This window comes from Bacillus sp. 22483 (assembly GCF_052044605.1).
Lineage (GTDB): Bacteria > Bacillota > Bacilli > Bacillales > Bacillaceae > Bacillus > Bacillus altitudinis.
In genome coordinates this window covers 317278-334764 of sequence record NZ_JBQENU010000002.1, presented here as the reverse complement: position 1 = coordinate 334764, position 17487 = coordinate 317278, and the positions used below count along the sequence as shown (strand labels likewise).

General features: G+C 40.7%; 17 protein-coding genes. 10 read left to right on the top strand and 7 right to left on the bottom strand.

Features of this window, described 5'->3' with window-relative positions:
* Positions 1 to 10 precede the first annotated feature (10 nt).
* Positions 11 to 1630 carry an ABC-F family ATP-binding cassette domain-containing protein gene (locus ACTJJQ_RS04620; protein ID WP_007498620.1) on the top strand — a complete coding sequence of 540 codons (1620 nt, stop codon included), beginning with the start codon at positions 11 to 13 and terminating at the stop codon, positions 1628 to 1630.
* 40 nt (positions 1631 to 1670) lie between these two features.
* On the opposite strand, the gene ACTJJQ_RS04615 is transcribed toward ACTJJQ_RS04620, so the two are convergent.
* From ACTJJQ_RS04615 to mreBH, 3 genes are all read right to left on the bottom strand, one after another.
* On the bottom strand, positions 1671 to 2903 hold the full coding sequence (locus ACTJJQ_RS04615; protein WP_008345134.1) for an aminopeptidase: 1233 nt from the start codon (positions 2901 to 2903) through the stop codon (positions 1671 to 1673).
* A gap of 106 nt (positions 2904 to 3009) precedes the next feature.
* A complete protein-coding gene (locus tag ACTJJQ_RS04610; protein WP_003210922.1) occupies positions 3010 to 3141 on the bottom strand; it encodes a protein YkpC in 132 nt (43 codons plus the stop codon).
* A 74-nt stretch (positions 3142 to 3215) separates the two neighbouring features.
* Positions 3216 to 4223, bottom strand: a complete 1008-nt coding sequence (gene mreBH / locus ACTJJQ_RS04605) for a rod-share determining protein MreBH (RefSeq protein ID WP_017359401.1) — start codon at positions 4221 to 4223, stop codon at positions 3216 to 3218.
* A 276-nt stretch (positions 4224 to 4499) separates the two neighbouring features.
* On the opposite strand from mreBH, the gene ACTJJQ_RS04600 reads away from it, so the two are divergent.
* From ACTJJQ_RS04600 to ade, 5 genes are all read left to right on the top strand, one after another.
* On the top strand, positions 4500 to 4778 hold the full coding sequence (locus tag ACTJJQ_RS04600) for an AbrB/MazE/SpoVT family DNA-binding domain-containing protein (protein ID WP_017359400.1): 279 nt from the start codon (positions 4500 to 4502) through the stop codon (positions 4776 to 4778).
* A 144-nt stretch (positions 4779 to 4922) separates the two neighbouring features.
* Positions 4923 to 6212: an ATP-binding protein gene (locus tag ACTJJQ_RS04595; RefSeq protein WP_017359399.1), complete on the top strand. Its 1290-nt coding sequence runs from the start codon at positions 4923 to 4925 to the stop codon at positions 6210 to 6212.
* A 27-nt stretch (positions 6213 to 6239) separates the two neighbouring features.
* Positions 6240 to 7082, top strand: coding sequence for a gamma-glutamylcyclotransferase (locus tag ACTJJQ_RS04590; RefSeq protein ID WP_035700616.1), 843 nt, complete (start codon positions 6240 to 6242; stop codon positions 7080 to 7082).
* A gap of 37 nt (positions 7083 to 7119) precedes the next feature.
* Positions 7120 to 7788 (top strand): potassium channel family protein, encoded by a 669-nt coding sequence (locus ACTJJQ_RS04585; protein WP_008345123.1) that lies wholly within the window; start codon positions 7120 to 7122, stop codon positions 7786 to 7788.
* Positions 7789 to 8050: 262 nt separating this feature from the next.
* On the top strand, positions 8051 to 9781 hold the full coding sequence (gene ade / locus ACTJJQ_RS04580; protein WP_060781035.1) for an adenine deaminase: 1731 nt from the start codon (positions 8051 to 8053) through the stop codon (positions 9779 to 9781).
* A gap of 99 nt (positions 9782 to 9880) precedes the next feature.
* On the opposite strand, the gene rnjA is transcribed toward ade, so the two are convergent.
* Together rnjA and ACTJJQ_RS04570 are read right to left on the bottom strand one after the other, a co-directional pair.
* Positions 9881 to 11548: a ribonuclease J1 gene (gene rnjA / locus ACTJJQ_RS04575; protein WP_008345116.1), complete on the bottom strand. Its 1668-nt coding sequence runs from the start codon at positions 11546 to 11548 to the stop codon at positions 9881 to 9883.
* A 5-nt stretch (positions 11549 to 11553) separates the two neighbouring features.
* On the bottom strand, positions 11554 to 11763 hold the full coding sequence (locus ACTJJQ_RS04570; protein WP_008345114.1) for a DNA-dependent RNA polymerase subunit epsilon: 210 nt from the start codon (positions 11761 to 11763) through the stop codon (positions 11554 to 11556).
* A gap of 394 nt (positions 11764 to 12157) precedes the next feature.
* Here ACTJJQ_RS04570 and ACTJJQ_RS04565 point away from each other — a divergent pair, with 394 nt between their 5' ends.
* Positions 12158 to 12937, top strand: a complete 780-nt coding sequence (locus tag ACTJJQ_RS04565; protein ID WP_046343448.1) for a Cof-type HAD-IIB family hydrolase — start codon at positions 12158 to 12160, stop codon at positions 12935 to 12937.
* A gap of 38 nt (positions 12938 to 12975) precedes the next feature.
* Here the strand turns inward: ACTJJQ_RS04565 and def are convergent, their stop codons facing one another.
* Both def and ACTJJQ_RS04555 read right to left on the bottom strand, forming a co-directional pair.
* Positions 12976 to 13533, bottom strand: a complete 558-nt coding sequence (gene def / locus ACTJJQ_RS04560) for a peptide deformylase (protein WP_440599988.1) — start codon at positions 13531 to 13533, stop codon at positions 12976 to 12978.
* A gap of 112 nt (positions 13534 to 13645) precedes the next feature.
* Positions 13646 to 13825: a YjcZ family sporulation protein gene (locus tag ACTJJQ_RS04555; protein ID WP_026050085.1), complete on the bottom strand. Its 180-nt coding sequence runs from the start codon at positions 13823 to 13825 to the stop codon at positions 13646 to 13648.
* Between the two features lie 235 nt (positions 13826 to 14060).
* Here ACTJJQ_RS04555 and ACTJJQ_RS04550 point away from each other — a divergent pair, with 235 nt between their 5' ends.
* The 3 genes from ACTJJQ_RS04550 (at position 14061) to pdhB (ending at position 17393) form a co-directional block, all read left to right on the top strand.
* Positions 14061 to 14729 carry a YkyA family protein gene (locus ACTJJQ_RS04550; RefSeq protein ID WP_440599987.1) on the top strand — a complete coding sequence of 223 codons (669 nt, stop codon included), beginning with the start codon at positions 14061 to 14063 and terminating at the stop codon, positions 14727 to 14729.
* Between the two features lie 567 nt (positions 14730 to 15296).
* Positions 15297 to 16412 (top strand): pyruvate dehydrogenase (acetyl-transferring) E1 component subunit alpha, encoded by a 1116-nt coding sequence (gene pdhA, locus ACTJJQ_RS04545; protein WP_007498599.1) that lies wholly within the window; start codon positions 15297 to 15299, stop codon positions 16410 to 16412.
* A 3-nt stretch (positions 16413 to 16415) separates the two neighbouring features.
* Positions 16416 to 17393: a pyruvate dehydrogenase complex E1 component subunit beta gene (gene pdhB, locus ACTJJQ_RS04540; protein ID WP_007498597.1), complete on the top strand. Its 978-nt coding sequence runs from the start codon at positions 16416 to 16418 to the stop codon at positions 17391 to 17393.
* The last annotated feature ends 94 nt before the right edge of the window (positions 17394 to 17487 follow it).

The window sequence follows — 17487 nt, the reverse complement described above, 5'->3', positions numbered from 1 at the left end:
GGATTAATAAATGATTGCAGTGAATAATGTTAGTTTGCGATTTGCTGATCGTAAATTATTTGAAGAAGTAAATATTAAGTTCACTCCTGGCAACTGCTACGGACTAATTGGTGCCAATGGAGCTGGTAAATCAACGTTCTTAAAGATTCTTTCTGGAGAAATTGAAGCTCAAACGGGCGATGTTCATATGAGTCCTGGTGAACGTTTAGCGATTTTAAAACAGAACCACTTTGAATACGAAGAGTTTGAAGTGTTAAAAGTCGTCATCATGGGTCACAAACGTCTATATGATGTGATGCAGGAAAAAGATGCGATTTATATGAAACCTGATTTCTCAGATGAAGACGGGATTCGTGCAGCAGAGCTTGAAGGTGAGTTTGCTGAGTTAAACGGATGGGAAGCGGAAAGTGAAGCTGCGATCCTATTAAAAGGTCTTGGCATTCCAGAGAGCTTGCAATCGAAGAAAATGTCTGAGCTTGGCGGATCTGAAAAGGTTAAAGTATTGTTAGCACAAGCTTTATTCGGTAAACCTGACGTTCTCCTTCTCGATGAGCCAACGAACCACTTGGACTTACAAGCGATCCAGTGGCTAGAAGAGTTCCTCATTAACTTTGAGAATACCGTCATCGTCGTCTCGCATGACCGTCATTTCTTAAACAAAGTATGTACGCATATTGCAGACCTTGACTTTGGAAAAATTCAAGTGTATGTCGGAAACTATGATTTCTGGTATGAATCAAGCCAGCTGGCATTAAAACTCAGCCAGGATGCCAACAAGAAAAAAGAAGAACAAATTAAGCAGCTTCAAGAATTCGTTGCTCGGTTCAGTGCGAACGCATCTAAATCGAAGCAAGCGACATCAAGAAAGAAATTGCTTGATAAGATTTCGCTAGATGACATTAAACCATCTTCTCGTAAATATCCTTATGTTCATTTTGCGCCAGAGCGTGAAATCGGAAATGATGTCCTTCAAGTAGAAGGTCTATCAAAAACGATTGACGGTGTAAAAGTACTGGATAACGTCAGCTTTATTATGAATCGTGAGGATAAAATTGCGTTCTTAAGTCGTAATGAACTTGCTGTCTCTACTTTATTTAAAATCCTTGCTGGTGAAATGGAGCCAGACAGCGGGACGTTTAAATGGGGCGTGACAACATCTCAAGCCTTTTTCCCTAAAGACAATAGCGAATATTTTGAAGGAAGCGATTTAGATCTTGTTGATTGGCTTCGTCAATATTCTCCTAATGATCAAAGTGAAAGCTTCCTGCGTGGTTTCTTAGGCCGTATGCTTTTCTCTGGGGAAGAAGTGAAGAAAAAAGCAAGCGTCTTATCAGGTGGAGAAAAGGTTCGTTGTATGTTATCAAAAATGATGCTGTCTGGAGCGAATATTTTGCTGTTAGACGAGCCGACGAACCATTTAGACCTAGAGTCCATCACAGCGCTAAATAACGGTCTAATGAGCTTTAAAGGGGCTATGCTCTTCTCATCTCATGACCATCAGTTTGTTGAAACAGTTGCAAACCGTATTATCGAAGTGACGCCAAATGGCATCGTTGATAAACAAACAACTTATGATGAGTTCTTATCAGATCAAGAGATTCAAAAAAGACTACAAGAGCTGTATGCATAAACATAAAGAAAAGACATCCACATGAGGATGTCTTTTTTCTTTAAAAAGCCCAATTTCCATTTCGGAAAATCGGTTCACGTTTACCATCTTTTGTGATCCCATCAATATTCATTTCCTTTGAACCAATCATGAAATCGACGTGTGTAATACTGCTGTTCACACCAGCTGCATCTAATTCCTCTCGTTTCATCTCTTTACCGCCTTCGATATTAAATGCATAACCGCTGCCGATGGCAAGGTGATTGGATGCATTTTCATCGTAAAGTGTATTGTAATAGAGGATATTTGAGTTAGAAATTGGTGAATCATCTGGTACAAGGGCAACCTCACCTAGATAATGTGAGCCTTCATCTGTTTCAACGAGAGAGGTTAAAATGTCTTCGCCCTCTTTTGCTTTCACATCTACAATACGCCCATTTTCAAAGGTTAACGTAAATTCATCGATAATGTTTCCTGCATAACTAAGTGGCTTAGTGCTAGAGACAGTTCCGTTTACACCATCTTTTTTAGGTACGGTAAAGACCTCTTCTGTCGGCATATTGGCCATGAATGATACGCCGCGTTCACTCACGCTGCCAGCACCTACCCAAATATGCTGCTCTGGAAGTTCAATCGTTAAATCTGTACCAGGTGCTTCATAGTGCAGCTTGTGGTAGTGACGTTCATTTAATACTTTTACTTTTTCATTTAGTGATTCATCATGCTTTTTCCACGCTTCAACAGGATCTGGCTGATCAGCGCGGGCGACTTTAAAGATTTGGTCCCATAATAATGCAACAGCTTCTTCATCTGCATGCTCAGGGAAAATCTTTTTCGCCCAATCTTTTGATGCAGCACCGACGACTGTCCATGCAACTTTGTCAGATTGAACGTATTGACGATATGTATGAAGTGCTGAACCTGCAGCTTTTTGCTGTGAAGCAATTTTTTTCGAGTCAATGCCACTTAGAAGATCAGGGCTTTCTGACAAGATCGTAATAAAAGCACCGCCACGTTTTGCGATGGTTTCCATCATCTGTGCTTCCCATTCTGGAAATTGCTCAAACACATCTTGTGGGGCATGTTCATATTTTAAACGGGTCAGAACACCATCACTCCAGCGGATATGTACGTTTTTCGCTCCGCGCTCATATGCGTGTTTTGCCACAAGGCGGACAAGGTCTACAGATTCAGTGAACGCAGATACGACCACTTCTTGACCACTTTGAACATTTACACCTACTTCAACGATGGTTTTTGCATATTGATCTAGTTGTTTTTCGAATGAACTCATAAAAAACCCTCCTTTAGTCATGTTCATCATATCAGATTTAAGACCGAAAAGGAAAATAGGGAGCCGTCCCGAAGCAAAATAAAAAAGCCGCTTTCGTGCGGCTTTTTTAGCGGTTCAGTTGTTTCACAGGCTGTGCATTAGAAGGGGGCATATGTGAAAACGACAGGCTCATTCCTCCTAAAATAATACCGGTTAAAATGACTGTGACAACGACCCGTTTACCTAAATCAAGCAACATGTTCTTCCTCCTTCACGTTTATCCATTCATCACGATATGATCGAAATGATGAAAAAAGAAGTAGAACATGAAGATTATTTTAATGTTTTTTGCAATTTGTCGATGACTTCTAATGAACGACCTGTTCCAATTGCGACAGATTCAAGAGGATTTGCTGCGATATGAACTGGGACGACAATTTCTTGAGAGAGCCATTCTTGAATGCCGTTTAATAGTGCACCACCGCCAGTTAGAATGACGCCTCGATCTACGATATCACCACTCAGTTCTGGAGGGCTGTCTTCTAATGTAGCCCGAATCGCCTCTAAAATATGAAGAAGTGATTCTCGCATAGCACCTTGAATTTCTGTTGATTCAAGTGTAATTGTTTTTGGAAGACCTGTGACAAGGTCGCGTCCACGTACTTCTAATGACTCAGGTTCGTGTTCAATGAGACCATAACCAATTTCCATTTTTACCTGTTCAGCTGTCCGTTCACCGATCAGTAAATTGTATTTCTTTCTCACAAAAGTAATGATATCTTCATCCAGTTGATCTCCGCCAATTCGGATCGAGTGGCAAGAGACAACTCCGCCAAATGAAATGATCGCTACCTCTGTTGTTCCTCCGCCAATATCTACAACGACGTTGGCAACAGGCTCGTCCACCGGGAGATCAGCACCGATTGCAGCTGCGACGGGTTCTTCAATTAAATGCACATGCTTTGCCCCGCAATTTTTGACAGCATCGCTAATCGCGCGGCGTTCGACAGCTGTTGAACCTGATGGTGTACAAACAACCACAGTCGGCTTTCTAAAGGTAAACCCAATATTTTTTCCTGCTTTTTTCATAATTTGTTTAAGTAAATCGGTTGTCATATCATAATCAGCGATGACACCATCTTTCATCGGACGGATCGCTACAATTTTTCCAGGTGTTTTCCCAATCATCTCTTTTGCTTCTGACCCCACTGCAAGGACAGTTTTTGTTTCCGTATCTACTGCCACAACGGATGGTTCATTGAGAATAATTCCTTTATTTTTACTGTAAACCAATATGTTAGCTGTTCCTAAATCAATTCCAATTTCGGCATTTTGAAACATGTTTTCACCCAATCTCTATTTTTGCTGTTTTAAACAATTTTACATTTAAAAGTTCAGAGGGTTGAGGTCATTTGTGGGGGTGTGTGATCACCTTGAAATGAATCTGTAAAATTCAAGTCTCATTTTGACATTCACAATAAATTTTCCCTTTGGTTTTTCGATTTTGAAAAAAATTTTTATGCAGGAGAAACCTTTTAAGAATCTCTTACGTCTACGATATATCAATTGGTGAAAAACAGATTGATCTTGAGCTAATGAAAGAAAGAGGGAACGAAATTGAAATCTATCGGAGTTGTAAGAAAAGTAGATGAACTAGGGCGTATTGTGATGCCAATCGAATTGAGAAGAGCACTTGATATCGCTATTAAAGACAGTATGGAATTTTTTATAGATGGAGATAAAATCGTCTTGAAAAAATATCAGCCAGAGGGCGTCTGCCTGATGACTGGTGAGATTACTTCTGAGAACCACGAGTATGGAAATGGTCAAATTACATTAAGCGCTGAAGGCGCAGAACTACTGCTAAAAGAGCTTCAAGAAGCCCTTCAGCAGTAAATAAAAATAGCCTGTTCTCTCCCATTGTGCTGAGAGCAGGCTATTTTTTCTAAAAAAGTTCCTTAAAAATGCCGCATCTCCCTCAAAAAATAAGTGGAAAATGGTACAATTGACAAAGAATCTCAGGGCGGCAGGTGGAATTATTTGAACAAAACATATCAAGTACGGATCCTGTTATCCGTTCTTGCATTTATATTAATTTTGAGCTGGGATTTCTTTTATTATCTTAGCGGCTATCACATTAATTGGCCGCTCGATCTAGCCTTTACAGTCGTTGTTTTGGCCGGTATTTGGAGCATCTCAGGCTATGTGGACCGGTTGAATTTGCTTGTATCAGATTTGAATAAACGAGAAAAAGAAGCACACGAACTGACAGAGCGGCTGAATCGAATCACAGATAACTTGCAAGAAATCGTTTTTGAAACCAATGAAAAAGGTGAAATCATTTTTTTAAATCAAGCATGGAAACAAATGACGGGTTACGACATAGAGGAGTGTCTAGGTACGATGTACAATCAGTACTTTGATCAAGAAGAGCATGTCGTTCAGCATTTGTTGTCTGTGATCAAAGAGCATAAGGATGAGGGGCGGGTGGAGCTGCAGCTTCTCCATAAAGAAGGAAAAAAGGTATGGGGAGATGTGCATTATAAGCTTTATTTCGATGAACAGCACCAGTTTACTGGAGGTATTGGAACGGTTGCAGATATCACGAAACAAAAGCAGGCAAAGCTTGAACTTGAAAGATCAAATCAGCAACTGCAAATGCAGGCACAAAAGCTGGCTGTTGCAGGACAAATAGCTGCTGGTATTGCCCATGAAGTCAGAAATCCGCTCACCTCAGTCAATGGATTTTTGCAGCTGATGAAAACGCAATATCCTGAAAGAACCGATTATTTTGATATCATCTTTTCTGAAATTAAACGCATTGATTTTGTTTTAAGTGAACTGCTTGTCTTAGCAAAACCTCAATCGGTTCAATTTCAAGAAGTACAGCTCCATGATTTGCTAGAGCAGGTGATTACCTTATTAAAGACAAATGCCGTTCTTTCAAATATTGATCTCAAACAGCCATTTAAAAAGCAGGATGCTGGCACAATATTAGCAGATGCCAATCAAATGAAGCAGCTGTTCATTAACTTAATCAAAAATGCGATCGAGGCGATGCCTGAAGGCGGCAATATATACATATCAACAGAAAAAGTGATGAATGAATGGAAAATCACGATTCAAGATGAAGGAAAAGGAATGTCCGAAGAGGACATTCTGAAAATATATGATCCTTTCTTTTCGACTAAAAAAGAAGGTACAGGACTTGGTTTAACGATCTGTGCGACAATCTTAAAAGATCACCATGGAAGAATGGATGTAAAGAGCGAGCTCAGCAAAGGGACGGCTTTTGATATTTACTTACCTGTGTATCAAAAAAGCAGATAGTAGCAAGGTGAGAGGATGTGATGTGTGATGACGAAGGAGACAAAGACGTTATTTGTGTATGGGACACTTTTAAAGCACGAAAAGTATCACGAGACATTGATGAAAGAAAGCAGTCCATTAGCAGCATCTGCTTGGATAAAAGGGAGACTGTACGATACAGGTGAGGGTTACCCTGTGTGTGTTGTCTCGGAACAAAACACAGTATACGGAGAATTGTATGAGGTCAGTGATGAAACGTTGCATAAGATAGATGAGCTAGAGGAAGGGTATGACCAGCAGGAAATAGAGGTTATGACAGACCAGGGACCAAGGTCAGCCGTTGCTTATACAATATGTAAGCAGAAGGCTTCGAGCCTAAAGGAGATTGAAAGCGGCTGCTGGAAGTCATATCAACTATGGGAGCGCAAACCGTCTTCCTTCTATTATTTTGCCTATGGGTCCTGCATGGATGATGCAAGGTTTAAGCTTGCGAAAGTGGATCATTATTTCAAACAAATCATCGGCGGCGGCACACTTGATCGTTTTACCACAAGGTTTACATTGGTGCGTCCTGATGGATCAAGAGCAGATATGGTAGAAGACGGCGGAGAAACAGAGGGTGTTCTATATGAAGTGCCTTTTGATGCCATTCGTTATTTGTACAAACGAGAAGGTGTAAATGAAGGGACTTATCGTCCAGCATTTGTCGATGTCACAGTAGGTGATCAAGTGTATGAGGACTGCTTAACGTTTCTCGTTTTAAAAAAGAGCGAAGAAATTGCGCCTCCTGGTCATTATCGCAGTGAAATCGAAAAAGGAGCAGACCTTTACTTAAGTGAAGCGTTCCGTAAAAAAATACGGTCACATATGGATTCATTAATGAAACCGTAGTAAAATGCATGGTAAGTGATATAAAAGGAGTCTGAACATGAAAAAGGAATATGCAGTCATTGGTCTTGGACGCTTCGGCGGAAGTATCTGCAAGGCGCTAAGCGAAGAAGGACTTGAAGTCATGGCCATGGATATGAATGAAGATCGTGTGAACGAATATGCTAAAATTGCATCACATGCCGTGATTGGTGATTCGACGGACGAATCTGTTTTAAAGAACCTAGGCATTCGCAATTTTGATCATGTGATCGTTGCGATAGGTGAAAACATTCAGGCGAGTATTTTAACAACGATTATGCTGAAAGAACTTGGTGTCAAAATGGTCACAGTGAAAGCTCAAAATGACTACCATGAAAAGGTTTTGAATAAAATTGGTGCGGACCGTATTGTCCATCCTGAACGAGACATGGGCAGACGGATTGCACATAAAATTATTTCTAACAACGTGCTTGATTATTTAGAGCTGTCAGATGAGTACAGCCTCATTGAAATCGTCGCCAACAGCAGACTCGCTGGGCACTCTTTGTTAGATCTCGACATTCGTGCAAGGTACGGGATCAATATCGTGGCAATTAAGCGCGGGAAAGAAGTGATCGTTTCACCGCTCGCAGATGAAATGATTCAAAAAGAAGATATCCTCATTGTCATTGGGGCAGTGGCAGATATCGGGCGCTTTGAAAAACGGGAAATGCAGAACGACTATTAAACACTCCGAGAAGGGGTGTTTTTTGCTTTAGAAGTGTACATATGGGGCGGACATTGAGGAAGAGAAATAAGTGGAAATGAGCCGTTTACTTTCTAAAAGAACAGCAAAATAGACCATGGTTATTTTTCAGCCAATTATCACTATTCAGAAATAAAAATCAATCTTTTGATATGGTTGATTTTCTCTAAATGTCATTGACTGGACAAACAGATTCGTTTACGATAAGAAACATTATATTGTTTACTCGGAGGAGGCAGTGTCGTTGGATAAGGAGCTTTTCAGACATCAAATTGAGGTAGCTGCAAAGAGAAAAAAAGCAGCCCTAGTGATTAAACATGCGAAGGTTATGGACGTGTTTAACCAGGAATGGATAGACGCTGATGTCGCTGTTGAAAATGGAAAAATAGTAGGAATTGGGGAGTATGAGGGAGAACAGGAGCTGGATGCAACAGGTCAAATGCTTGTTCCCGGTTTCATTGACGGCCACGTTCATATCGAATCCTCGATGGTGACTCCTGCTGAATTTTCCAAAGCTGTCGTTCCTCACGGTGTGACAACTGTTGTAACAGACCCGCATGAAATTGCCAATGTATCCGGTGTTGCAGGTATCCGTTTTATGCTCGAAGAAGCGAGAAAAGCTGCTTTAAATATATATTTCATGCTGCCATCCTGTGTACCGGCAGTCAGCTTTGAACGATCAGGTGCTACACTAAAAGCAAAAGATTTAAAGCCTCTTTATCAGGAGAAAGAAGTGCTTGGTCTTGCCGAAGTGATGGATTATGTCGCGGTTGAACAAGCGGAAGAAGATATGCTTCAAAAACTGCTTGATGCTCAACATGAACATAAACTCATTGATGGCCATCTAGCAGGATTAACGGACCGATTAATTAATGTGTACCGAACAGCTAATGTCCAAACGGATCATGAGGTGACAACAGCTCAAGAGGCCCTTGAACGTGTCAAAAGAGGCATGTATGTCATGCTCAGAGAAGGCTCTGTTGCTAAAAACGTGAAAAACGTATTACCTGCTGTCAATGAGAAGAATGCGAGACGCTTTTTCTTTTGTACGGATGATAAACATTTAGATGATTTAATGGCTCAAGGAAGTATTGATGAACAAGTACGGATGTCGATACAAGAAGGATTGGACCCCTTTTTAGCATATCAAATGGGAAGTTTAAACGCAGCGGAGTGCTTCGGTCTCAAAACAAAGGGAGCGATTGCACCAGGCTTTGACGCGGACTTTATGCTCATTTCTGACTTACATGAGGTAGGAATTACAAGCGTCTTTATCGCAGGAGAATTGGTCTCTGAACATGGAGAATATTTGCCAAGTGTCGACAAGATCACGCCAAATTCTTCGCTCATGCAATCGGTACATGCAGTGGACGTTCAAGAGAAAGATCTAACGCTGCCTATAACAGATCACCAAAAGATGAATGTCATTCGCATTATACCGAATCAACTTGAAACGAAATTAGAACAAATATCTCCATCTGGAAGCGATGGACAATTTACGAGTGATATTGATCGAGATGTATTAAAAATAGTGCTTGTCGAACGCCACAAAGGTCTATCTGAAATTGGGATAGGGGTTGTCAGCGGATTCGGCCTAAAAGAGGGGGCAATTGCAACAACAGTTGCCCATGACTCGCATAACTTAATTGCCGTTGGAACAAATGATGCTGATATGATCAAAGCCATTGAGACGTTAAAAGAAGCAGGGGGCGGTTTGACCGTTGTAAAAGATGGAGAAGTTCTTCATACGCTTCCATTACCGATTTCCGGTTTATTATCAGATCAACCTGCACATACGGTCAATGAAAGCCTTCATGCACTTCATGATGCTTTAAAGGAAACAGGCTTTGTCTTAGACTTTAATCCGTTTTTGACATTATCCTTCTTGGCACTGCCAGTCATTCCTGATGTGAAAATGACAACACAAGGATTGTTTGATGTGAGAAGTTTTCAGCATCTCCCGATTCAATCGTAAAACAATGACTGAACCCGCACGTATCGTACAGATATGCGGGTTTTTTTATTGCGCATAAAAAAGAGACACAGCCAATTGGCTGTGTCTCCCTGTACGTCCTTACACTTCCATAATAATCGGTAAGATCATTGGGCGGCGTCTTGTTTTTTCATAAAGGAAAGGAGCAAGAGTGTCAGTAATCTCGTTCTTAATTTCTGACCATTGAGTCGTCTTACGTTCCATTACTTTTTCAAGATGCTTTGAAATGAGATCTTGCGCGTCATTAATGAGGTCTCCAGATTCTCTCATGTAGACAAAACCTCTTGAGATTAAATCAGGACCTGCAGAAATTTTGAATTCTTTCATATCCATGCTGACAACAACAATGACAAGACCTTCTTCTGAAAGAATGCGGCGGTCTCTTAACACGATGTTGCCGATATCACCAATACCGCTACCGTCGATATACACGTTGCCTGATGGAATTTTGCCAGCGACACTTGCTTCGTCACCTTTCAGTGCAAGAACTTCACCGTTATCCATGATAAAGCAGTTTTCCTCAGGGATTCCGCAATCATTCGCAAGTTTAATATGCGTTTTTTGCATGCGGTACTCACCGTGAATCGGCATGAAGAATTTTGGTTTGATTAAACGGAGCATCAGCTTTTGTTCTTCCTGCCCGCCGTGTCCAGAGGTATGAATATTATTGAGTGAGCCATGAATGACTTCAGCACCAGCACGATACAGCTGGTTAATAGTACGGCTTACGCTAATATTGTTACCTGGGATCGGTGAAGACGAGAAGACAACAGTGTCTCCAGGGTTAATTGAAATCTGGCGGTGCGTACCGTTGGCAATACGAGAAAGAGCGGCCATCGGTTCACCCTGACTACCAGTACAAAGAATGGTTACTTTGTTTGCTGGAAGGCGGTTGATTTCATTGTGTTCAATGAACGTGTTTTTTGGACATTTGATATATCCGAGCTCTTGTCCAATATCAATGGCAGACTCCATGCTACGCCCAAACACAGCGACTTTTCGGCCATTGGCAACAGCTGACTCGATGACTTGCTGAAGTCTGTGAATGTTAGATGCAAATGTAGCAAAGATAATACGTCCATCTACTTTTCTGAAGATGTCATCAATGCTTTCACCTACACGTCTTTCGGACATCGTAAATTCTGGAATTTCACTATTTGTACTGTCAGATAGAAGACAAAGAACGCCTTCTTTCCCGATCTCAGCCATTTTCGTTAAATTGGCAGGCTCGCCAACAGGAGTAAAGTCAAACTTGAAATCGCCTGTATGTACGATGTTACCAGGAGGTGTCTTCACGACAATTCCATAAGAATCTGGGATACTGTGCGTCGTTCTAAAGAAAGACACAGCTGTTTTTCTAAATTTGATCGTATCTTCTTCTTCAAAGATGTGAAGTTTGGTCTGTCTTAATAGACCATGCTCTTCCAATTTGTTACGAAGTAGGCCGATTGCGAGTTTGCCTCCGTAAACTGGAATATTCACTTGCTTGAGAAGGTAAGGGATACCGCCGATGTGGTCTTCATGTCCGTGAGTAATAAAAAGACCTTTGATTTTATCTTCGTTTTTAACTAAATACGTATAGTCAGGGATGACGTAATCAATTCCAAGAAGTTCATCTTCAGGGAACTTAATACCAGCATCAATCAAAATGATTTCATCTTGAAATTGAACGCCATACGTGTTTTTACCGATCTCGCCTAATCCGCCGAGCGCAAAAACTGCCGCCTGATCGTTTTTTACAAATTTCATTCCTCTCATAGCTCCAATACTTTAAAATTTTCACTTTCTCGTTCATAGTCTAAAAAAGCACCGTCTACAGGCTGAATGAATTCAATATTGTAGTTATGTTTTTTCAACTTATCGCGTACGTCTCTTTCAGAAACCGCTTCAACGTATAGTGAATCTGTGTGTTCTCTCACAGGTACCTCAGTCGTACTTGCCTGAAAAAATACCTTATATATCATCCAAATCTCTCCTTAAATACCGTATGTTACACTCGCTTATTCTATTATATTAAAAAAACGCGCATAAGAAAAGTCTCAGAGAAAAAAGGACCTTCAGCAAATGTGCGGAAGATCCTTTTAAGCAATCGATTTTTTACGAAGCATGTCCTTCCATTGTCTTCGAATTTTCTTGCGCAGACGACGAAGCATCGCGGATCGCCTCCTTTCGGTATGAGTCTCATTCAGCCATTTGTTCCGATCTCTCTATATACTTGTATTATATGATGTTTCCACTTAATGTTACATGGTTATATGTGGGAAATAGGCGTTTTAAGAGGAAGTGGTTTCGTCAGTGAAGATCTTTCTGTATGATGAAGGGGAGAGGGTATACATAACAAGAGACAGGAGACGAGATATGAATAAAAAAGTCATCTTCTTTGATATCGACGGTACTTTATATGACCATGATAAAAAAATACCTGAATCAACGAAGCGAGCTGTTCGTTTATTAAAAGAAAAAGGGCATCATCTCTTCATTGCATCTGGCCGATCGCCTTTTCTCATCCAGCCTATTTTAGAAGAAATAGGGCTTGACTCATTTATTGCTTATAACGGTCAGTATGTCATGTACGAAGGAGAAGTCATTTACGGCAATCCGCTTAAGCAAGAGCTGATGGATAAAATTTATGAAACGGCGGATCAACATGATCATCCGCTTGTTTTCATGGGAGAGAAGACGATGAAGGCGTCTGTGCCGAACCATCCATTTATCCATGAAGGGATTGGCACTTTAAAAACAGAGCATCCCGAGCATGATTTGTCATTCTTTAAAGAAAACGTCATTTATCAAATGCTGCTATTTTGTAAAGCAGAAGAGGAACATCTATATGAAGCGTTCCATGAAGAAATTGATCTCGTCAGGTGGCATGAGCTGTCTACTGATGTCCTGCCAAAAGGTGGATCAAAGGCTGAAGGAATTAAACGAGTCATTGAAAGACTTCCTTACGATCAAAAGGACACAATTGCCTTCGGTGACGGGCTGAACGATCGAGAAATGATTTCGTTTGTTGGAACAGGCGTTGCGATGGGGAATGCAGTCAATGAATTAAAAACATTAGCTGACTTTGTCACCAAACCTGTAGATGAGGATGGCATATTCCACGCTGTGACTGAATTAGGCCTTATTGATGAATAAAAAACAAGACCCGCTGATGGACGGGTCTTGTTTTTATATTATGATCTGCCGATCGCAATCGCGTTGTCTGGCTCGGCGAATGGATGATCTTTTTGAATATGATCATAAAACATAATGCCATTTAAGTGGTCAATTTCATGCTGAAAAACGATGGCCGGAAACCCTTTTAAGCGAATATCAATGTCTTCACCTTCAAGCGTTGTACCTTTCACCCTGATTTTTTCATAGCGCGGGACGAATCCAGGGATGGCTTCATCAACAGATAAACAGCCTTCTCCAGTAGCTAAATAAGCTCTTTTGACTGAATGGCTAACAATGCGAGGATTGAATAATGCATAGCTGTAAAGTTCCCCGCCCTCGTCTTCACAGTGAACAGCGATCATTCGTTTACTGATATTGATTTGCGGAGCTGCTAGGCCAACACCGGGTCTAAGTTCATATTTTTCAGCAATGTCTGCATCCTGACTGTTTTTGACAAATTCAATCATGTCAGCTAATTGCTGTTTTTCTTCTTCTGTTGGCGGGAGTTCGACCGCTTCAGCTGTTTGTCTTAAGACGGGATGCCCGTCTCGTACGATATCATCCATGGTAATCACAAAACTTCACTCCTATTTCCTTTGTATGTAAAGTATATAAAATGATACACAACATATGCAATGAAATAAAGAAGACCGGTCGTATGAGACCGGTCAGAGGCTTATTCAGCCATTAGCAGCAGCCACCGCCGCCTAAGAATGCTGCGCCAACAATGATCAATAGAATGAATAGGACGACGATTAAAGCGAATGTACGTCCACCACCGTAACCGCAACCGTATCCACCACCATAACTTGGATAGCAACAACCGCCGCCGTATCCATAACCGTAACCGCCGTATCCACCATACATACTTCCATGACTATAATTAGACATACTTTTGACCTCCTTTGGAAATACACTCGGCCTCTCATAAGTGAAGGCGAAGCGTGTAATATAAACTATGTATGAATGCACTATTTGTATAGTCATGAGCCTAGAGCATGAAAAAAATCTTCTTTCCCCTCAAAAAACCAACCTCTTTCCTTGTCACAACCGCCCTGAAAAATTATAGTGGTATGTGGAGATGTAAAGGGGGACCTTGTAATTGAAACAGATGAAAAGAAGAATAAAAGCAGGTGCAGCTTTAGCGGGGATATGTACCCTCTTGCTTGCGGGCTGCGGAGGTCAAAATCCGCTTTATGAGATGCAAGATGCCATGACAAAAATGAGCGAAAAAGAAGCATCCTTTGAAAAAGAACAAGGTACACTGCAAAGCTATGAGAAAAAAGAGCAGCAGTTGTATAAAAAAATGATTCAAACAACAAAAGACCACACAAAAACAGTCTCAAGCTTGTCTGATCAAGCATTAGCATCGGCAGAAAAGCGTGAAGAACATTTAAAGACAGAAAAAGACAGCATGGATCAATCGAAAAAAGAATTTCAATCTGTAAAGGAATTCGCTGGACAGATAAAAGATGAAGAAGTAAAAGACAAAGCAGAACAAACAGTCAAATCAATTGAAAAAAGATATGCATCGTATGATCAGCTTTACCGTGAGTATCAAAAGGCGCTGAAACAAGACAAGCACTTGTATGAATCCTTAAAAAGAAAAGACTTAGGATACGCCGAACTGAAATCCAAACTGAAAACAGTCAATCGTTCCTATAGTAAAGTGAGAAAAGAAAGTAAGAAGTTCAATCAATATACAGATCAATTGAACGAATATAAACAAGCTTTATACAAAACAGCTCAGAAAGAATCGCAAAATAGCTAAAAACAGTACTTGCATATTTGCTAGCTCTGTTTATCGCTGCTACTCACAAAGTGCCTGCGTGTCGTTACTCGTTTTTCCAAGATGTCAAACTGAAAAGAAGAGAAAGGGTTAAAATGAAGTCCATTTTGGCCCTTTGTCCATCACGTTCAAAAGAGTTGGAAATAGCTCTTTTTTTATTTTTCGACAAAAACAAACATGTGCTATTGTAGTACAGTGATCCACTCTATACTAGTACAGTTTGTGCTGTTGATTAAACAGATTGATACAGGTCACCATAAAAAGTAAAGCGAATACATTTATTTAAATAAAGCCGTTAAATCAATTGACGGACTATTTTTCTTGTTGTAAACTATTCCTTGTTAACAGAAGTTGTATTAGTTTTTTGTGAACTATCGTTAATACAGTTAGAAAAACTCAAAAGCAAGCGATCATCCAATGTTTCGACAATGATCTTTGTGGCTATTATATACAGGAGTCATATGAGCATTTTGGGTTATCCTATATCTGTATGTATAAATGGATTCACGACAAATTGACTGTTAAAAGAAAGGAAGAGGTGACTTTAGAATGGCTGCAAAAACAAAAAAAGCAATTGTTGATAGCAAAAAGCAATTCGATGCCATCAAAAAGCAGTTTGAAACGTTCCAAATTTTAAACGAAAAAGGCGAAGTCGTAAACGAAGCGGCAATGCCAGATCTTTCAGATGACCAATTAAAAGAATTAATGCGCCGTATGGTGTTTACACGTGTATTAGATCAACGTTCAATTTCATTGAACCGTCAAGGACGTCTTGGCTTCTATGCGCCAACAGCTGGACAAGAAGCTTCTCAGCTTGCAACTCACTTTGCACTTGAGAAAGAAGATTTCATTCTTCCAGGATATCGTGATGTACCACAATTAATCTGGCATGGTCTTCCACTAACAAAAGCATTCTTGTTCTCTCGTGGACACTTTGTTGGAAACCAAATGCCTGAAGATGTGAATGCACTTTCTCCGCAAATCATTATCGGTGCACAAATCATTCAAGCTGCTGGTGTAGCTCTTGGTTTGAAAAAGCGCGGTAAAAATGCTGTTGCAATCACTTACACTGGTGATGGTGGAGCTTCACAAGGTGATTTCTACGAAGGTATTAACTTTGCAGGGGCTTACAAAGCGCCAGCGATTTTTGTTGTCCAAAACAACAGATATGCGATCTCTACACCTGTTGAAAAGCAATCTGCTGCACAAACGATTGCACAAAAAGCAGCTGCAGCTGGTATCGTAGGCGTACAAGTTGACGGTATGGATGCATTAGCTGTATACGCAGCGACTGCAGAAGCTCGTGAGCGTGCTGTAAATGGTGAAGGTCCAACATTAATTGAAACTCTTACATTCCGTTACGGCCCACATACAATGGCTGGTGACGATCCAACAAGATATCGTACAAAAGAAGATGAAAATGAGTGGGAGCAAAAAGATCCATTGGTACGCTACCGCAAATTCTTGGAAAACAAAGGCCTTTGGTCTGAAGAAGAAGAGAATAAAGTCATCGAAGATGCAAAAGAACAAATCAAACAAGCAATCAAAGAAGCTGACGAACAGCCTAAGCAGAAAGTCACTGATTTGATTGAAAACATGTACGATGTGAAACCATTTAACTTGGTTGAACAGCTTGAAATCTACAAACAGAAGGAGTCGAAGTAAGCCATGGCGCAAATGACATTGATTCAAGCGATCACTGATGCGTTACGCACAGAACTGAAAAATGACGAAAACGTTCTTGTTTTCGGAGAAGACGTTGGTAAAAACGGCGGCGTATTCCGTGCGACTGAAGGATTGCAAAAAGAGTTTGGTGAGGATCGTGTATTCGATACTCCACTTGCTGAATCTGGTATTGGCGGTCTTGCAATTGGCCTTGGACTACAAGAATTCCGCCCAGTAATGGAAATTCAATTCTTCGGATTCGTTTACGAAGTATTAGATTCTGTTTCTGGACAAATGGCTCGTATGCGTTACCGTTCTGGTGGACGCTGGCATTCTCCAGTGACAATCCGTTCTCCATTTGGCGGAGGAGTTCACACACCTGAGCTTCACGCTGACAGCTTAGAAGGTCTTATTGCACAACAGCCTGGTATCAAGGTTGTTATTCCTTCAACACCTTACGATGCAAAAGGACTATTAATTTCTGCAATCCGTGACAACGATCCGGTTGTATTCCTTGAGCATATGAAACTTTATCGTTCTTTCCGTCAGGAAGTTCCTGAAGAAGAGTACACAATTGAAATCGGTAAAGCTGACGTGAAACGTGAAGGTTCTGACCTTTCAATCATCACTTACGGTGCAATGGTTCACGAATCACTTAAAGCTGCTGAAGAACTTGAAAAAGAAGGCGTTTCTGCTGAGGTCGTCGACCTTCGCACAGTGAGCCCGCTTGATATTGAAACAATCATCGCTTCTGTTGAAAAAACAGGCCGTGCGATCGTTGTTCAAGAAGCACAAAAACAAGCTGGTATTGCAGCAAACGTAGTAGCTGAAATCAATGATAGAGCAATTCTTAGCCTAGAAGCACCAGTACTTCGTGTAGCTGCACCTGATACTGTATTTGCTTTCTCTCAAGCTGAGAGCGTATGGCTTCCAAACCATAAAGACGTGCTTGAAACAGCTAAGAAAGTTCTTGAATTTTAATTAAATGACAGAGGGGAAAAGAATTTATTTCTCTTCCCCTTTATCAATTACATGACCGTGTAATGTTGACAGAACAAGGGTTTAACATAATCTA